General features: G+C 74.6%; 11 protein-coding genes. 4 read left to right on the top strand and 7 right to left on the bottom strand.

All coding sequences use genetic code 11. The features are described from left to right. Positions 1 to 226 precede the first annotated feature (226 nt). Positions 227 to 1,795, top strand: a complete 1,569-nt coding sequence (locus IE312_RS21755; protein WP_189984030.1) for a carboxylesterase/lipase family protein — start codon at positions 227 to 229, stop codon at positions 1,793 to 1,795. A gap of 202 nt (positions 1,796 to 1,997) precedes the next feature. On the opposite strand, the gene mmuM is transcribed toward IE312_RS21755, so the two are convergent. The 7 genes from mmuM to IE312_RS21720 all read right to left on the bottom strand — a co-directional run bounded on the left by mmuM (position 1,998) and on the right by IE312_RS21720 (position 11,874). Further along, a complete protein-coding gene (gene mmuM, locus IE312_RS21750) occupies positions 1,998 to 2,921 on the bottom strand; it encodes a homocysteine S-methyltransferase (RefSeq protein WP_189984029.1) in 924 nt (307 codons plus the stop codon). A gap of 167 nt (positions 2,922 to 3,088) precedes the next feature. Continuing rightward, entirely contained in the window at positions 3,089 to 3,805 is a 717-nt protein-coding gene (locus IE312_RS21745) for an alpha/beta fold hydrolase (protein ID WP_189984028.1), read from the bottom strand. Next, positions 3,798 to 4,388, bottom strand: coding sequence for a TetR/AcrR family transcriptional regulator (locus IE312_RS21740; protein ID WP_189984027.1), 591 nt, complete (start codon positions 4,386 to 4,388; stop codon positions 3,798 to 3,800). The genes IE312_RS21745 and IE312_RS21740 overlap by 8 nt, the downstream gene beginning before the upstream one ends. A 55-nt stretch (positions 4,389 to 4,443) precedes the next feature. Then, complete coding sequence (locus tag IE312_RS21735) at positions 4,444 to 5,760, bottom strand: jacalin-like lectin (RefSeq protein WP_189984177.1); 1,317 nt, start codon at positions 5,758 to 5,760, stop codon at positions 4,444 to 4,446. Between the two features lie 208 nt (positions 5,761 to 5,968). Beyond that, complete coding sequence (locus tag IE312_RS21730) at positions 5,969 to 8,830, bottom strand: glycoside hydrolase family 2 TIM barrel-domain containing protein (RefSeq protein ID WP_189984026.1); 2,862 nt, start codon at positions 8,828 to 8,830, stop codon at positions 5,969 to 5,971. A gap of 381 nt (positions 8,831 to 9,211) precedes the next feature. Then, a complete protein-coding gene (locus IE312_RS21725; protein WP_189984025.1) occupies positions 9,212 to 10,456 on the bottom strand; it encodes an ROK family transcriptional regulator in 1,245 nt (414 codons plus the stop codon). Positions 10,457 to 10,596: 140 nt separating this feature from the next. Beyond that, positions 10,597 to 11,874 carry an FAD-binding protein gene (locus IE312_RS21720; protein ID WP_189984024.1) on the bottom strand — a complete coding sequence of 426 codons (1,278 nt, stop codon included), beginning with the start codon at positions 11,872 to 11,874 and terminating at the stop codon, positions 10,597 to 10,599. A 253-nt stretch (positions 11,875 to 12,127) separates the two neighbouring features. On the opposite strand from IE312_RS21720, the gene IE312_RS21715 reads away from it, so the two are divergent. The 3 genes from IE312_RS21715 to rsgA all read left to right on the top strand — a co-directional run bounded on the left by IE312_RS21715 (position 12,128) and on the right by rsgA (position 16,552). Further along, complete coding sequence (locus IE312_RS21715) at positions 12,128 to 13,477, top strand: radical SAM protein (protein WP_189984023.1); 1,350 nt, start codon at positions 12,128 to 12,130, stop codon at positions 13,475 to 13,477. 239 nt (positions 13,478 to 13,716) lie between these two features. Continuing rightward, the gene (locus tag IE312_RS21710; RefSeq protein WP_189984022.1) at positions 13,717 to 15,192 is read left to right on the top strand and encodes a cellulose-binding domain-containing protein; all 1,476 of its coding nucleotides are present in this window, start codon (positions 13,717 to 13,719) and stop codon (positions 15,190 to 15,192) included. A 256-nt stretch (positions 15,193 to 15,448) separates the two neighbouring features. Continuing rightward, positions 15,449 to 16,552, top strand: coding sequence for a ribosome small subunit-dependent GTPase A (gene rsgA / locus IE312_RS21705; RefSeq protein WP_189984021.1), 1,104 nt, complete (start codon positions 15,449 to 15,451; stop codon positions 16,550 to 16,552). Positions 16,553 to 16,947: the final 395 nt, after the last annotated feature.

Below are 16,947 nucleotides of genomic sequence, written 5' to 3'. Positions count from 1 at the left end.
GCGCCGTTGCTCCCGTCCCGCGCACAGACGCCGGGGCCGCCGTCCCTCTTCCAAGCCACCCACCCGCCCCTCGCCGGCGCAGAGGGACCACCGCCACCGCCTCGGCACCCCCCCGGGTACGCCGAACGGCCCAGCCCCGGGCCCCTCCACCGGAATACACCCCGGCCATGTGATGCTCTGAAGGGGACGGTGCACGAGCGCGAGCGCGGTGAAGGGCTGGCGGGCGATGACGGCAGACCGGACGGGCCCCGTGGTCAGCACACTCCACGGTGCCGTACGCGGCCGGTACGAGGACGGCGTCGCGGTGTTCCGCGGCATCCCGTACGCCGCCCCGCCCTTCGGCCACCGACGCTTCCGCCCGCCCCAGCCGCCCGAGCCCTGGGACGGCGTGCGTGACGCCGGTCCTTTCGGCCCCACCGCGCCGAAACCCCCGTACTCCGAAGCGTTCGCCCGGTACCTCGCCGACCCGGTGGTCCCCGGCGACGACTGCCTCAACCTCAACGTCTGGACACCCGAGCCGGGACCAGGCGCCCGGCTCCCCGTCCTGGTCTGGCTGCACGGCGGCGCCCTGACCAGAGGCTCCTCCGCCGTGCCGGTGTACGACGGCCGCGCCTTCGCCCGCGACGGCGTCGTCTGCGTCTCGGTCAACTACCGGCTGGGTGTCGAAGGCTACGGACTCTTCCCGGACGCACCCCCCAACCCCGGCCTGCGCGACCAGTTCGCCGCCCTGCGCTGGGTGCACGAGACGATCGGCGCCTTCGGCGGCGACCCCGACCAGGTCACCCTGTGCGGCCAGTCGGCCGGCGCCATCAGTGCCGGCGTGCTGCTCGCCGCCCCCGCGACCCGCGGCCTGGTCCGGCGCGCGGTCCTGCAGAGCGGGGCACCGGAGGTCGCCGACCGCGACAAGGTACGACGCATGGTGCGCCGCATGGCCGCCCGGCTGAAGGTACCCGCCACCGCGCAGGCTTTCGCCGCCGTCGACCGCGACCTGCTGCTGCGCACCCAGGCCGAGGCCGGCCGGCTCAGCGGCCCGGTCCTGGGCGGGCCGGCGTTCGGCATCGTCGTCGACGGCGACCTCGTACCCGGCGACCCCCTGCGGGCCCTGCTCGACGGCGACGCCGCCCGGGGTGTCGACCTGCTGATGGGCTGGACCCGCGACGAGTACCGGCTCTGGTTCGTACCCGGCGGCATGCTGGAGCACGTCGACCGGCTCGGTGCCGTCGCCCTCGCCGGGGCCATGGCCCGCTGTCACGTCGGACCCGAGGTGCCCCGCGCCTACCGCACCCTCCACCCCGAAGCCGGCGTCGCCGAGGTCGTCGGCCAGATGGTGACGGACCACCTGCTGCGCGCCCCGCTGCAACGCCTCGCCGACGCCCGGCCCGGCACGTCCCACGTCTACGAGTTCGCCTGGCCGTCCCGCCTCCCCGGCCTCGGCGCCTGCCACGCGCTGGAACTGGGGTTCGTCTTCGACACCGGCGACGCGCCCGAGTCGAAGAAGCTGGCCGGCGAGGGCGGACCGCGCGAGCTGTGCGACGCGATGCACGGCGCCTGGGTGCGGTTCGCCACGAGCGGGGACCCAGGGTGGCAGGCCTGGGACGCCTCCCATCCGGTGCGCATCTTCGGCGACGGCCGGCCGTACACGGCATACGGCCCACGGGACGCGGAACTCGCCCTCTGGGCGACCGCCCACAGCGCCGCGCAGGCCGGCCCCGCCGAGGAGATCCGGGCCCCGGGGGCCGAGTGGGCGGCGGCGGTACGACGGTTGCGCCGGTCGGCGGCGGCCCGCCGACGGTGACGGCCACCGGCACCGGCCACCGGGGAGCCCCGCGTGCCGCTGCCGCTGCCGCTGCCGCGAGCGGGGCCCGGCGCTCGGCGACGCCGTGACGACGGGCGGCATGACAACGGGCGGCGTGACGACGGGCGGCGTGACGACGGACGACCGATGCGCCCCACCCCGCAAGGGGCCCCCGGCCACGGCGCCCCCGGCCCCGCTCCTCCTACGCCGTGACCGCTCCCGCGATTCCCTCGATCGCCTCCGGTCCCACCCGGCAGCACCCCCCGATCAGCCGGGCCCCCGCGTTCCGCCACGCCGCGACCTGCTCGGCGCCGAACGTGCTGCGGCCCCGCCAGGCGCGTGCCTGCGCGTCCCATGCCTCCCCGCTGTTGGGATAGACGACGACCGGCTTCCCGGTGACCCGGGCCGCGGTGTCGATCGCGTACGGCACGTCCTGCGGGGCGCAGCAGTTGACCCCGACGGCGATGACCTCCTCCGCGTCGGCGGCCTGGGCGAAGGCCTCCTCCAGGGGCTGTCCGGCGCGGGTGCGGCGGCCGTCGACGGTGTACGACAGCCAGGCCGGCACACCGAGCCCCCGCACCGCCCGCAGCAGGGCCGCCGCCTCGTCCGCGTCCGGCACCGTCTCCAGCGCCAGCACGTCCGGCGCGGCCCCGGCCAGCACTTCCAGGCGGGGCCGGTGGAAGCGCTCCAGTTCCGCCACGCTCAGCCCGTACCGGCCCCGGTACTCGGAGCCGTCCGCGAGCATCGCCCCGTACGGGCCGACGGAGGCCGCCACCCACAACGGCCGGTCGACGCCCTCCTCCTGCGCCTGCCGGGCGGCCCGGCGGGCCAGCTCCACGCTCAGCGCGAGCAACCGGGTCGCCTCCGCACGGCTGGTCCCGCGCTTCGCGAAGCCCTCGAAGGTGGCCTGGTAGCTGGCGGTGATCGCGACCCGCGCGCCCGCCCTGAAGTAGGCGAGGTGCGCCTCGGTGACCGCCTCGGGCCGCTCGGCGAGCAGCCGTGCCGACCACAGCCCGTCGCTCAGGTCGTGTCCGGCCGACTCCAGCTGGTTGGACAGGCCGCCGTCCAGCACGACCGTTCCGGCGGCGAGGGCTGCGGCGAGACTGGGGGAGGTGTTGCTGGTCATGTCACGACGCTAATCGAAGCGCGGCGGGACGGAACCCGGGTGTCCAGCACGTGAGCACCCGCCCATGTGCCGCGCCCGCCCCGCCGAGGCCTCCGCCGCCACGGCACCCCGGACTTCGGTGTCCCCGTGGCGGACACGGTGACGGGGGGGCGTGAGACGGACCCCTCCTACGCCGTCGCCCGCGCCGGGGGACGCAGCGTCTCGGTGAGCGCGTCGGCGAACTCCACGGGGTGGTCCAGGGTGCCGAGGTGGCCGCCCGGGAACTCGGTGAAGGCGCACCCGAGCCGCCCGGCCAGGAACTCGGCCGTACGGTGCAGGACTTGCCCGCGCGAGCCTTCCCCGGCCGCGATCGTGAGCCGCCCCGGGGGCAGGGGCGCGGTGGGCGCGTACGCGCTGAACGGGCGCAGTATCCGGGCCAGGAACACCCCCATCGGGGTCGCCGACCCGCCTTCGGCGGGCGGCCGTCCGGGCCCGTCCAGCTGCTCGATCAGCTCCGCCCGCCGCTCCGCGCCGTCCGGCAGCACCGTCACGCACGGCGGCTCGTGCGCGACCACGTGCGCCAGCCGGCCAGGGTGGCGGGCCAGCAGGTCCAGGACGGCGATACCACCGGAGCTGGTGCCGCACGCGTAGGCCCGGTCGCCCGCCGGCAGCACCTCGTCCAGCAGGCGCCGCGCGCCCTCGCTCCAGTCCGCGACCCGCTGCTCGGCGACCGGCGCGCCGAGCCTGCCGTGCGCGAGGCCCAGCGGGTCGTACGTCACCACGGTGAAACGCGCGGCCAGCCGCTCGGTGAGCGGTCCGAGGCCCATCGGATGCCCGGCGCCGCCCGGTACGAGCAGCAGCACGGGACCGCGGCCCGTGACGTCGTGGTGCGGCGTGTCAGTCATCGGCCCGCTCCCCGTTCTCGCGCGGCCAGTGGGTGAGGGCGAGGTGCAGGGCGTCGACCGCCTTGTCCCAGGAGGCCCGTACGTCCCGGTCGGCGCCGAAGCCACCCGCGCCCTCCAGCACGCAGTAGCCGTGGAAGGTGCTGCGCAGCAGGCGGACGGCGTCCGTCAGGTCCGGTTCCCGGAGTCCGTAGGCGCGCAGCATGCCGTAGGTGATCTGCGCGGTGCGGCGCAGGGCGGGGGAGTCGGCGATCAGGGCCTGGTCGATGCGGATCTGGGTGGCCGCGTACCGGCCGGGGTGCTCCAGGGCGTAGTCCCGGTAGGCGCCGGCGAACGCCGTCAGCGCCTCCTTGCCCGCCCGGCCGGCCACGGCCGCCGCGATGCGGTCGATCAGCTCACCGCCCGCGTACAGCGCGAGCCGGGTGCGCAGGTCCTGCAGATTGCGGACGTGCGAGTAGAGGCTCGCGTCCTTGACGCCGAAGCGCCGGGCCAGCGCGGAGACGCTGAGGTGCTCGAACCCGGCCTCGTCCGCCAGTTCCGCGGCGCCCGCCACCACCCGTTCGGCACTGAGACCTGCCCGGCCCATACACCCACCTCCCTTGGATCCCTAGGTCACAGCCTAGAGCATCTAGGAGCGGAGGTCAGCCGATCGGCGCGTACAGCACCCCCAGCTTGTCGACCTCCTGGCCCGAGCGGCCGGTGAAGCCCACGATCTGCCAGCCGCCGGGGGCCGTGAAGGTCGTGGTGTCGGCGGCCGGGGTGCCCGCCGAGAGGGTGCGGCCCCGGTCGGTGGCGAAGGCGGCCGAGAAGAGGCGGGTACGGCCGTCCTTCTGGCCCTCGCTGAGCCTCACCGAGGTGAGGTGTTCGCCGGCGGCCAGGGTGAGGGACGCGGCCGTGCCGCCGGTGCCGCCGTGGGCGAGGACCGCACCGCCGTCGTGGGTGAGGGACACGGCGTCCAGGCGGGCGCCGCCGCGCAGGGTGAGGGTGCGCGGGGACGGGGCCGCCGGGAGGTCGTCGGCGTCGTTGAAGGCCGTGCCGTGCGGGCCGCCGAAGAAGTCGCTCGCCCGGAGCCTCGGGTTCGGCGCCCAGGAGAAGTCGACGGAGTGCGGGAAGTGGTCGGAGAGGTTGCCGCCGGCCGTGTCGAGGAACGACGCCCACGCGTCGTGGTAGCGGGTCGCGGTCAGGGAGACCAGGGCGCTGCCGCGGTACAGGACCTTGTCGACCACCTCGCAGTCGTCGGGTGGCGCGGATGCGGGGCACAGCAGCGGGTCGGCGCCCTGGGCAGGGGCCGTACCGTCCTTGACCAGCCGTACCCAGGCGTCGGTCAGGCCGTTGCCGTCGACGAGGGTACGGATGTTGTCGCCGGAGCGGGTGTACCGGGTGTTGGTGTCCCCCATCACGATCACCGCGTCGCCCGCCGAGTTGGCCTGGATGAACGCCGAGAGCTGCGCGATGTTGGCGCGGCGCGCTGCAAGGGCGTCGGCGGTGTCGTCGGCGTTGGGGTGCAGGTTGTACAGGTCGACGTAGACGCCTTCGGCGAGCCGCACCCGGGTGAGGGTGAAGCCCTTGGGGGTCAGGCAGTTGGTGCCGGTGCAGTCCTTCCACTTCACTCGCTCGAAGTCCGCCAAGGGGAAGTTCGACAGGGTGTTGAGGCCGTCGCCGAGACCCGCGCCGCCACTGGTCGCGGTGCGGTGGGGGTGGTGGTCGCCGGCGTAGAGCGCCGCGTGGTAGTTGAAGTCCTCCTGGACGTTGACGATGTCGTAGCCCGCCAACCTCGGTGAGATCAGCGGGGTGTTGGTGGCGGGGTGGCTGGAGCTGAGCCCCTCCGGGAGTCCGGCCACGTTGTACGTCAAGACACTGAAGCTCCCTGGACCGGTGGCGTGCGCGGTACCGGCGGAGGCGGTGAGCCCGGACGCGGTCAGCAGTCCGGCGGCGAGAGCGCCGAGGAGTCGTCCCATGGATCGCATGTCGAGCATGTTCACGTCAACCTGACGGATTGGGAAGGTGGTGGGGGAAGACTTCCGGATCCTTCGACCCGGTCACCCAAGGGCACCACGACGTACTCCGGCGCGCCTCGTCACCACGATGAGTACCGAGGTGTCCAGGACCGCGGCCGGCCGGCAGGAGGGCCGGCCGGCCGCGGTGGGACGCACCGGGACCGTCGGTTCAGCCGGTGCCGGAGGCGGAGAGGACGAACGAGAACTCCGCCGGTTCCGCCCGTAGGCGGTACCGGGGCAGCGGGCCCGGGCCGCAGGACTGCGAGCCGATGCCGTGGTGGGCGTGGTCCAGGTTGACCCACACCGTGTCCCCGGGCACCAGGTCGGTCAGGTGGGCCGCGGCGTCCAGGTGCTCGGTGGTCCAGCGGCGGGCGGTGAGGAAGAACGCCGGGTCGCCCTCGACGCGCAGGCCGCCCAGTTCCGCCCAGCGGACGTCGATGCGGGCGCCGTTCTCCTGGGGGCGGACGTACGGCGTCTGCAGATCGTCGACGGTGGACTGCCGGCGGGCGATCCGGGACGCCGACCGGGTGTCCGGATAGGCCTCGCCCGGACCGCCGCCGTACCAGCGCACGGCGTCGGCCGCGGCCAGTCCGAAGCGGATGCCGAGCCGGGGCAGCGGGACCGTCCAGTCCCCGTCCGGGGTGACGGACACGGTCAGCCGGAGCCGGTCCCCGTCCGACGTCCACCGGTACACCGTCGACAGCCCCAGGTCCCGGGCGGCCGGCGCCACCCGCGTACGGACCGTCAGCGCGTCCTCGCCCGCCTCGACGGCGTCCAGGCGGTGCCGCATCCGGTGCAGGCCGAGTTCGCGCCACAGCGGCCCGGGGCGCAGGTCGCTCTGCCAGGCGGCACCGTCGTCGTTGTCGGTGGGCGCCCGCCACACGTCCAGCCGCAGACCGGTGACCGGCACCTCGCCGATCGCCCGCAGCGCCCCGGTGCGGGCGTCGAACACGCCTGGGCCGAGGCTGATCCCTCCGTTCCCGTGGGCCGGGCGGGCGGTCGCGGCGACGTGGGGCACCCGGCGCTCGGACACCGCCAGCTGGCCCCAGGCGACGACGTGGTCCTGCGGTGCCCAGGCCGTGTCGGACGCGAGCACCGCCCGGACCGTCCAGTGGGCCTCGCCGGCCGGCGCCCCTGCCGGTACGGCGGGCAGCTCGACCTCGGCGGACTCGCCCGGTGCCAGTGCGGGGACCGGCAGCGTGCCGAGGTCCACGGCCTCGCCCTCGACCTCGTACGACCACGAGAAGGACAGCGCCGACAGGTCCGCGAAGTCGTACCGGTTGGTGATCCTGACCGTGCCGGCGGTCCCGTCGCCGGTGATCGCGACCGGTTCGATCACCTTCCGGTACTCGAGCAGCCCGGGGGAGGGCCGCCGGTCCGGGAACAGCAGGCCGTCGCAGACGAAGTTGCCGTCGTGCAACTCCTCGCCGAAGTCGCCGCCGTAGGCGTAGCCCAGCTCCGGGTGGGCGATGCCGTGGTCGATCCACTCCCAGACGAAGCCGCCCTGGAGCCGGTCGTGGGCCTCGAACAGCCGCTGGTAGTCCAGGAGTCCGCCGGGCCCGTTGCCCATGGCGTGGGCGTACTCGCAGAGGATGAAGGGGAGGGCGCGGCGCCGGCGGGGTCCGCCGTCCAGGCCCCGGCCGATCCGCTCGACCTCCGCGTGGTCCGCGTACATCCGCGAGTAGACGTCCGTGTCACGGCAGTCGTGGTCGCCCTCGTAGTGGACGAGCCGGGAGCCGTCGCGTCCGTGGATCCACTCGGCCATCGCGGTCAGGCCCCGGCCGGTGCCCGCCTCGTTGCCCAGCGACCAGATCACGACCGACGGGTGGTTCTTGTCCCGTTCGACCGTCCGGGCCGCCCGGTCGAGCAGCGCCGGCGTCCAGCGGTCGTCGTCCACGGGGTTGTCCCGCCAGCCCTGTTCGGTGAAGCCGTGCGTCTCCAGGTCGCACTCGTCGATCACCCACAGGCCGTACTCGTCGCACAGGTCGAGGAAGGCCGGGTGCGGCGGGTAGTGCGAGGTACGGACGGCGTTGACGTTGTGCCGTTTCATCAGGGTTACGTCCTCGCGCATCGTCGCGAGGTCCAGGGCGCGGCCCCGCTCCGGGTGCCACTCGTGCCGGTTGACGCCCTTGAAGAGCAGGGGGCGGCCGTTCACCTTGATCAGGCCGTCGGACAGCTCCACCGTGCGGAAGCCGATGCGCAACGGCACCCGCTCGCCCGGGGTGGCCAGTACGGCGTCGTACAGCCGCGGTGTCTCCGCCGTCCACGGCTCGGCCGGAACGGTCACCGGCTCGCCGGTGGCGGTGTCGATGCCGAGGTCCGCGACCGTGACCCGGCCGGCCACGTCGGAGTCGACGCGGAGGGTGCCGGTGCCCGACACGTGGTCGTAGGAGGCGTGCACGAAGAAGTCCCGGACGCTGCCCGCGGGGCGGTGCAGCAGGGTCACGTCCCGGAAGATGCCCGGCAGCCACCACTGGTCCTGGTCCTCCAGGTACGAACCCGACGACCACTGGTGGACGCGGACCGCCAGGACGTTGTCCCCGGCCTCCAGCAGATGGCCGACCGCGAACTCGTGCGGCAGCCGGGACCCCTTGAACTCGCCCAGCTCCGTGCCGTTCAGCCAGACGCGGGCGCAGGACTCCACGCCGTCGAAGCGCAGCACGGCGGCGCCGTCGGCCGGCCAGTCGGCGGGCAGGCCGAAGAGGCGCAGGTGGTCGCCGGTCGGGTTCTCGGTCGGTACCCGGGGCGGATCGACCGGGAACGGGTAGAGGTGGTTGGTGTAGGCGGGGGAGCCGTGGCCCTGGAGCACCCAGTGGCCGGGGACCGTGACCTGCGCCCAGTCACCGGCGTCGTAGCCCCGCGCCGCGAAGGAGTCGTCCTCGGCGTCGGCCGTGTCCGACAGCCGGAAGCGCCAGCTGCCGTTGAGGGACAGGGAGGTGGCGTCGGAGGACGCGTACCAGGCGCGGGGCGGCAGCACCCCGGAGCCCGGGGAGACGTCCTCGACGTAGGCGGTGGACGTGCGCAAAGACATCGGTCTCCTAGCTGAGCCCTTGACGGGCAGGATCGACATGGCGGTCGTCACGGAGAAGTCGGGCCCGGTGGCAGTCCACCCGGCCGGGCAAGACCGGTGCGCCAGCGCCTGGTCCAGGCCTGCTCGGCGCCGCCGGAGCAGCTGTTCAGCAGGACCTCGCTGCCGTCCCCCGTCGCCTGCCCGCCGACGTCCAGGCACCGGCCCGACGCCTCGTTGCGGCGTGCGGGGAGACCTCGGCGGCGGCCGGGACGCCGCCGGCGCGCGCGGCCGGCGCGCTGAGCAGGGCCGCGGTGACCGCCGGCGCGGCCGGGGCGGGGAGCGGGAACGACCTGGTGCGGGGACGGGTGGTGCGGGGGTGAGACACGTGCATCCCTTCCGTCGTCATGAAGGTGGTGCGGTACGGCTCCTTGCCGGGGCGGTGCGTTTCGCGGCCCTCTGCCCGACCGACCGCAGCGCCCCTTCCAGCGCGAACGTGGCCGCGCCGAGGGACACCGGGTCGGTGGGGATCGGGGAGAGCACGATCTCGGTGGCGGCCAGCGGCCGGCGCAGGGCGTGCCGGGCGACCGCCCGACGGACCTCCCCGAGGAGCGGCTCGCCCAGCCGGGCGGCCACCCAGCTGCTGAGCACGACCACTTCGGGGTTGAGCAGGTTGACCAGGTCGGCGATGCCGGCGCCGAGGTAGCGGGCCGTGTCCCGGACGACCTTGAGCGCGACCGGGTCCGCGGCGGCGACCGCCCGGGCCAGCGCGTCGACGGTGGCGCTCTGGTCCCCGGGGTGCAACAGGGGGGAGGTCGGGTCGAGTTCGCGCAGGTTCTGCATGATGCCGGGCGCGCCGACATACGTCTCCACGCAGCCGTGGTTGCCGCAGTGGCACAGCCGGCCGTCCAGCACCAGGGTGGTGTGACCCCACTCGCCGGCGCTGTTGCTGACGCCCCGGTGCAGACCGCCGCCGAGGGCGAGACCGGCGCCGACCCCGGTGCCGAGGTTGACGACCACGGCGTCCCCGCGGCCCCGCGCGGCCCCGAACCACAGCTCGGCCACCGCACAGGCGCGCAGCGGATTGTCCAGGTACAGCGGGTGGGCGATGTGCTCGGCGAGCAGGTCGAGCAGCGGTACGTCGTGCCAGTCCCAGTTCGGCGCGTACTCGGCGACGCCGGTGTCCCGGTCGACCTGGCCCGGCACGCTCACCCCGACGCCGAGCACCCGGGCCGCCTCGACGCCGGCCCGGGCGACCACCGAGCCGACCGCGGCGGCGACCTGCCCGACCACCTGCTCGGGCCGGCTCTCGCCGGGCCGCATGTCCTCGTCGGCCCGGGCCAGCACGTTCAGCGCCAGGTCGAACAGCTCGACGTGGACGTACGTCTCGGCGATGTCCACGCCGATCAGCGCGCCGCCCGAGGCGTTGACCGCGACCAGGCCCCGGGGGCGACCGCCGGCCGAGTCCTCGAAACCGACCTCGGTGATCATGCGGAGGTCCAGCAGCTCGCCGACGAGCGTGGCCACGGTGGCCAGGCTCAGCCCGGTGGCCGCGGCCAGCTCCTGCCGGGAGGTGGGGGACGCGGCGATGATCTGGCGCAGCACCTCGTAGCGGTTGGCGGTGCGGATGTCACGTGAGGTGCGCTTCACGCGGCTGCCCCTCCCTTCCCGGCGGGACCAGGCCGGAGCGGGTCCGGCACCGGCGCGGGCGTCAGGTTATGGCCGGCGGACGCTTTCGACAAGGAGTTAGGAAAGGGGCTGGAGGAAGTGCGGCGGCCGGATCACGGCCCTCAGTCGCCCAGGAGGTCGCGCACGAAGGCGTTGCCGAACGTGCCCGCGGGGTCCAGCGAGCGGACCAGGGCGCGGAAGTCGGCGAGGCGCGCGTACCGTCCGCGGAGCACCGCCGACGGGACACAGGCCACCTTCCCCCAGTGCGGCCGCGGGTCGAACGGCTCCAGCGCCCGCTCCAGCCGGCGCACCGCCGGCAGCACCGCCGCCTCGTCCTTCGTCCAGGTGAAGTGCAGCGCGACCGAGTCCCGTCCGTGGGTCGGGCCGAGCCACTGTGGGTCGGCGGCGACCGTGCGCACCTCGCAGATCTGCAGTACCCCGGCGATCGTCTCCCGGACGCCGTCGACCGCGTGCAGCGCGTCCAGGGCCGACGACCGCGCCAGCAGGTACTCCGACTGGATCTCCTCCCCGCTGCTCGGGGTGAACTCCGCCCGGAAGTGCGGCAGCCGTTCGTGCCACGGCCCCGGCACGCCCAGTTGCCCGGTGCAGTTCACCGCGGGCATGCCCGGCACCGGGTGCAGCGGCCCGGCCGCGGGCGCCGCCCACGGGAAGTCCACCGCCGGCCGGTCGGTGCGCCGCTTGACCCACACCTGCCGGAAGCCCGGCTCCCGCCAGTCGGTGAACAGGCTCACGCTGTACCCGGAGGCCACGACGGCCTCGAAGTCCAGTCCGGCCAGGGGGAGTTCGGTGTAGACCCGCTGCTCGACCTCGTACGCCGGTTCGAGGTCGAGGGTGAGCGCGGTGACGACGCCCAGTGCGCCGAGGGAGGTCACGGCGCCGTCGAACCGCGGGTCGCCCCGGCCGATCGTCACCGCCGTGCCGTCCGCGACGATCAGCTCCACCTCCCGGACCGCCGACGCCAGCGGGCCGTTCGCCACGCCCGAGCCGTGCGTGCCGGTCGCCACCGAGCCGGCCACCGAGATGTGCGGCAGGGAGGCCATGTTGGCCAGGGCCAGGCCGTGCGCGTGGACCGTGCGGGCCAGTTCGGCGTAGCGGGTCCCGCCCGCCACCCGGACCGTACGCGCCGCCGTGTCGACGTCGACGGTCCTCGGCAGCCCGGCGGTGGAGATGAGCACACCGTCCGGGCCCGGGTCGGCGATCCGGTTGAAGGAGTGCCCGCTGCCCAGCACCCGCACCCGCACGCCGTCCCGGACCAGCGCCGCCAGCTCCTCCTCGGTGCGCGGCCGGTGGTGCTCCCGCGCCGTGAACGTGACGGTGCGCGCCCAGTTCGTGAGCGCGCCCGCGCGGTCCCCGGTCCCCGTCCGTGCGTTCTCGGTCATCGGTTGCGTCCCTTCCGGAGAGCGGCCAGTGCGTCGACCCTCTCATCCGGGGCCACCCGCGGGGGAAACCGGTTGCCGTCCCGGCGGGCGAGGCCGGCGACGGCCGGGCGGACCCTTCCGGTGAACCGGTCATCACCGAACGTAAGCGTCGTAAGGGGTACATCGGTAGGATCCCGGGGGACCCGGCGCGGGTGAGCCCGTGGCAGGGGCATACGGTGAGAGGCGTACGCCTGAGCCGGGAGGAGACAGACGGATGGGCAGTCGTACCGCGCTGGTCGAGGATCTGATGGAGCGGTTCCCGGAGGTGCCGCGGGAGGCCGTCTTCAAGGAGGACCTGCTGCGCGGCGGTGTCGCCTTCGACCCGTCGGCGCTGAGCGACAACGAGAGCGGCGAGGTGAAGCCGAAGTCGTACTTCATCTTCTCCTTCGACCACGGCACCCTGCCCGAGCTGGGCGAGGCGGCGCTGCGCCGCCCGCCCGAGGAGATCATCCTCACCGGCGGCCCCTACGACCTGCGGCGCACGGTCGTCTCCGTCCGGGTGAACCCCGCCTCGCCGTACCGGGTCGCCGCCGACGAGGAGGGCCTGCTCGGGCTGTACCTGGACGGCAGGCGTATCGCCGACGTGGGCGTGCCGCCGATGCCGGAGTACTACCGGCACAAGCTGTCCAACGGCAAGTCCGTGATGGAGGTGGCCCCGACCATCCAGTGGGGCTACCTGATCTACCTCACCGTCTTCCGGGTCTGCCAGTACTTCGGCGCCAAGGAGGAGTGCCAGTACTGTGACATCAACCACAACTGGCGCCAGCACAAGGCGGCCGGCCGCCCGTACACCGGGGTGAAGGACGTCGAGGAGGTCCTGGAGGCCCTGGAGATCATCGACCGGTACGACACCCAGAAGGCCTCCACCGCCTACACGCTCACCGGCGGCGCCATCACCAAGACGGTCTCGGGCCGCGACGAGGCCGACTTCTACGGCCACTACGCCAAGGCCATCGAGGAGCGCTTCCCCGGCCGCTGGATCGGCAAGGTGGTCGCCCAGGCGCTGCCCAAGGACGACGTGCAGCGGTTCAAGGACTACGGCGTGCAGATCTACCACCCCAACTACGAGGTGTGGGACGAGTACCTGTTCAAGATGTACTGCCCGGGCAAGGAGCGGTACGTCGGCCGCGACGAGTGGCACAAGCGCATCCTCGACTCCGCCGAGGTCTTCGGCGCGCGCAACGTCATCCCGAACTTCGTGGCGGGCGTGGAGATGGCCGAGCCCTTCGGCTTCACCACCGTCGACGAGGCCATCGCCTCCACCACCGAGGGCCTGCGCTTCTTCATGTCGCACGGCATCACCCCCCGGTTCACCACCTGGTGCCCGGAGCCCACCACCCCGCTCGGCAAGGCCAACCCGCAGGGCGCGCCGCTGGAGTACCACATCCGGCTGCTGCAGGCCTACCGGCAAACGATGGACGACTTCGGCCTGTCCTCGCCGCCCGGCTACGGCCCGCCCGGACCCGGCCGCGCGGTGTTCTCCGTCAGCTCCTTCATGGACAGCCTGCCCGCCGACGGGCCGGCGGCGCGGGAGGACGGGACTCAGGCGGCTGCCCGGGCGTGACGGCGGCCGGGACCGGTTCCCGCCCCGCTGAGCGAAACGGCGTCCGCGTCCGTACCAGAGGCCGGAGTCGGGGGCTCGTCGCGACGCGCTTCCGCGCCACCACTGACGGTAGCCGGATGTGAACAGGCCGCTTGTCAGTTGTGTCGAGGGCGTGAAAGGCTCTGTGCCCTGCCGCGAGGTTCCCCGCAACTCCCCTTTCCCTTTGGTGAGTTGCCCTCGCTCGTGGATGCAGGAGTCCCATGCCCGACCTGCCGACCCCCCAGGACGACACCGAGACCGCGCTGTTCTCGGAGTGCTGGGACGCGGTGCTCTCGTACGCGGACCTGTGCACCTCCGGGTCCCTGACGGCTCATCAGCTGGCCACCGAGGCCTTCACGCTCGGCATGCGCGAGGTCCGCGCCGCCGCGAGCACCCATGTGCGCGGCGCGGGCCGCCGTACCGCACGGCTGCCCGTGATCCCGGCCCTGCTCACCGCCGTGCGCACCACCGCCGCCGCCTGGGAGGCCGACGGGGAGGGCCACCGGCTCGACCCGGACCTGCGGCTGTGGCTCAACTCCGAGGCCGCCGCCCGGTTCTCGGGGCCGCCGCTGCGGCGCCCGGTCGCGCTGCGCGGTCTGCGGGACATGCAGGAGGCGGACGCCGCGCTGCTCTGGCTGGCCGAGGTGGAGGCGCTGCCACTGCCCACCGTGGCCCGCCGGCTCGGCCTGGAACCGGCCGGCGTCGCCGACGAACTCGACCAGGTCCGCACCCTGTTCCGGGACCGCTGCCACCGCGCCCACCTCGACTCCCCGATGGACGCGCAGTGCCGCAGCTACGCCCGGCTGCTCGACGCCGTCACCCGCTCGCCCACCGCACAGACCCCCGGCGACCTCTCCCGGCACCTCGCCACCTGCGTGCAGTGCGCCGAGGCCGCCGCCTGTCTGCGGCTGCACGGCGGCGGGCTGCCCGCCGCGCTGGCCGGCGGAGTGATCGGCTGGGGCGGCCTCGCCTACCTGGAACGGCGCCGCCGGGCCACCGAGGTCCGGCTCGGGGCGGGCCGCCCCGGCACCGCCGACCCCGGCGACCAGGAGGAGGGCGCGGGCCGCCACCGTGCGCTGCGCGGCGGACTGCTCGCCGCAGCGGTGCTGCTCTCCGCGCTGGCGCTCGGCGTGTCGATGATGCCGTTCGGCGGCTCCGGCGACGACACCGCCGTCGCCCAGGACGAGCGGCAACCGGTCGCCGACCCGGGCGTCTCCCGCACCACGCCCCGCCCCACCGCCACGGGCTCGTCCTCCGCCCCGCCCGCCGCGCCCCGCACCGAGGGCGCCCCCGGCCGCAGGAAGCCCGACCCCGAACCCCAGGGCACCACCTCCGCCACCCACCCCGCGGGCGAGCCCAGCGCCTCCGCCACCACCCGGTCGGCCCGCTGCCGGGTCGCCTACGAGCTGGACAGCCAGTGGCCCGACGGCTTCCAGGCCACCGTCACCGTGACCACCGACCGGGCACTGAGCGGCTGGCAGGTGTCCTGGAGCTTCCGCGACGGCCAGCAGGTCGGCCAGATGTGGGACGCCACCGTCCACCAGAACGGCTCCCGCGTCACCGCCACCGCCGCCGACTACAACAGGACGGTCGCCGCCCACGGCACCCTGTCCTTCGGCTTCCTCGGCACCTGGACGGACGCGAACCGCACCCCGCACGCCTTCGCCCTCAACGGGGCCCCCTGCACGCTGGGATGAGCCCCGGAGGAAGACTCGGCCGGGCCGTGCGGAAAACACGTTGACGCACCGGCCCGCCCCCGGGCTACAGTTGCCCCGCACGCCGAGGTGGTGTGCGTACGCACGAGCGAGAACGAGGAGGTGTCGACCGATGGCTGTCACTGTGCTGGGCGCTGCCCTCATCCAGGAACTCATCAAGTCCACCTCCGTGGCCGCCGGCTGAACCGACCGCGCATCCCGCGCGCCCGCCCGGGGCCACCCTTGTGAAGGGTCTCCCTTGACTTCCACCTCTGCTGTGTTCACCGCGTTCTCCGCGCTGGCTCCGTACGGCTGGGACCAGGCCTGGGCCGAGGCGTTCGCCCCGTACGCCGCCGACGGGCTGCTGCCGGGCCGGGTCGCCCGGGTCGACCGCGGCCAGTGCGACGTCGTCACCGCGGACGGAGTCGTCCGCGCCGACACCGAGTTCGTCGTGCCCCGCGATCCGATGAAGGTCGTGTGCACGGGGGACTGGGTCGCCGTCGACCCCGGCGGCGACCCGAGGTACGTGCGCGCGTACCTGCCGCGCCGCACCGCGTTCGTCCGCTCCACCTCCTCCCAGCGGTCCGAGGGGCAGATCCTCGCCGCCAACATCGACCACGCCGTCATCGCCGTCTCCCTCGCCGTGGAACTCGACCTCGGCCGCGTCGAACGCTTCCTCGCCCTCGCCTGGGAGTCCGGCGCGCAGCCCGTCGTCGTCCTCACCAAGGCCGACCTGGTGCCGGACCCGGTCACCCTGTCCCACCTCGTGCAGGACGTGGAGACCAGCGCGCCCGGCGTGCCCGTGCTCCCCGTCAGTGCCCTGTACGGCGACGGGCTGGACGTGTTCGTCGCGCTGACCGGCTCCGGGACGACCGTGCTGCTGGGCCAGTCCGGCGCCGGCAAGTCCACCCTCGCCAACGCGCTCGTCGGCGCCGACGTCATGGACGTGCGGGCGGCCCGGGACGTCGACGGCAAGGGACGGCACACCACGACCACCCGCAACCTGCTCGCGCTGCCCACCGGCGGGGTGCTCATCGACACGCCCGGGCTGCGCGGCGTCGGCCTCTTCGACGCGGAGACCGGTGTCGGGCAGGTGTTCTCCGAGATCGAGGAGCTGGCCGAGGAGTGCCGGTTCCACGACTGCGCGCACGAGCAGGAACCGGGGTGCGCGGTGCTGGCCGCCGTGGAGGGCGGCGAGCTGCCCCGGCGGCGGCTGGAGAGCTACCGGAAGCTGGTGCGGGAGAACCGGTGGATCGTGGCCAAGACCGACGCGCGGCTGCGCGCCGAGATCAAGAAGGACTGGAAGCGGATGGGGGCGCTGGGCAAGGCGATGATGGAGGCGAAGCGGGGGCGCCGGCCGTAGGCGCCCGGTGCCGGGCCGGGTGTCCGGGCACCGCCGCCCCGGGCACCGGCCTCGGGGACCCGCCTCGGGCATCCGCCCCGGGGACCCGACTCGGGGGCCCGCCTCGGGCATCCGCCCCGGGCCCCCACCTCGGGGACCCGCCTCGGGCCCCCGCCCCGGGCACCCGCCCCGGGCACCCGCCTCGGGCCCCCGCCTCGGGCCCCCGCCTCGGGCACCCGCCCCGGGCACCCGCCTCGGGCCCCCACCTCGGGGACCCGCCTCGGGCCCCCACCTCGGGGACCCGCCTCGGGCCCCCGCCTCGGGCCCCCACCTCGGGCCCCCGCCCCGGGCACCCGCCCCGGGCCCCCACCTCGGGCACCCGCCCCGGGCACCCGCCCCGGGCCCCCACCTCGGGC

Origin of the sequence: Streptomyces capoamus (assembly GCF_014654935.1) — a bacterium.
Classification (GTDB): Bacteria; Actinomycetota; Actinomycetes; order Streptomycetales; family Streptomycetaceae; genus Streptomyces; species Streptomyces capoamus.
This window is presented reverse-complemented; position numbering and strand designations above follow the sequence as displayed.

Coding starts and splice junctions, on each gene's coding strand:
- IE312_RS21755 (WP_189984030.1), top strand. CDS start 227: ATGACGGCAGACCGGACGGGCCCCGTGGTCAGCACACTCCACGGTGCC.
- mmuM (WP_189984029.1), bottom strand. CDS start 2,921: ATGACCAGCAACACCTCCCCCAGTCTCGCCGCAGCCCTCGCCGCCGGA.
- IE312_RS21745 (WP_189984028.1), bottom strand. CDS start 3,805: ATGACTGACACGCCGCACCACGACGTCACGGGCCGCGGTCCCGTGCTG.
- IE312_RS21740 (WP_189984027.1), bottom strand. CDS start 4,388: ATGGGCCGGGCAGGTCTCAGTGCCGAACGGGTGGTGGCGGGCGCCGCG.
- IE312_RS21735 (WP_189984177.1), bottom strand. CDS start 5,760: ATGGGACGACTCCTCGGCGCTCTCGCCGCCGGACTGCTGACCGCGTCC.
- IE312_RS21730 (WP_189984026.1), bottom strand. CDS start 8,830: ATGTCTTTGCGCACGTCCACCGCCTACGTCGAGGACGTCTCCCCGGGC.
- IE312_RS21720 (WP_189984024.1), bottom strand. CDS start 11,874: ATGACCGAGAACGCACGGACGGGGACCGGGGACCGCGCGGGCGCGCTC.
- IE312_RS21715 (WP_189984023.1), top strand. CDS start 12,128: ATGGGCAGTCGTACCGCGCTGGTCGAGGATCTGATGGAGCGGTTCCCG.
- IE312_RS21710 (WP_189984022.1), top strand. CDS start 13,717: ATGCCCGACCTGCCGACCCCCCAGGACGACACCGAGACCGCGCTGTTC.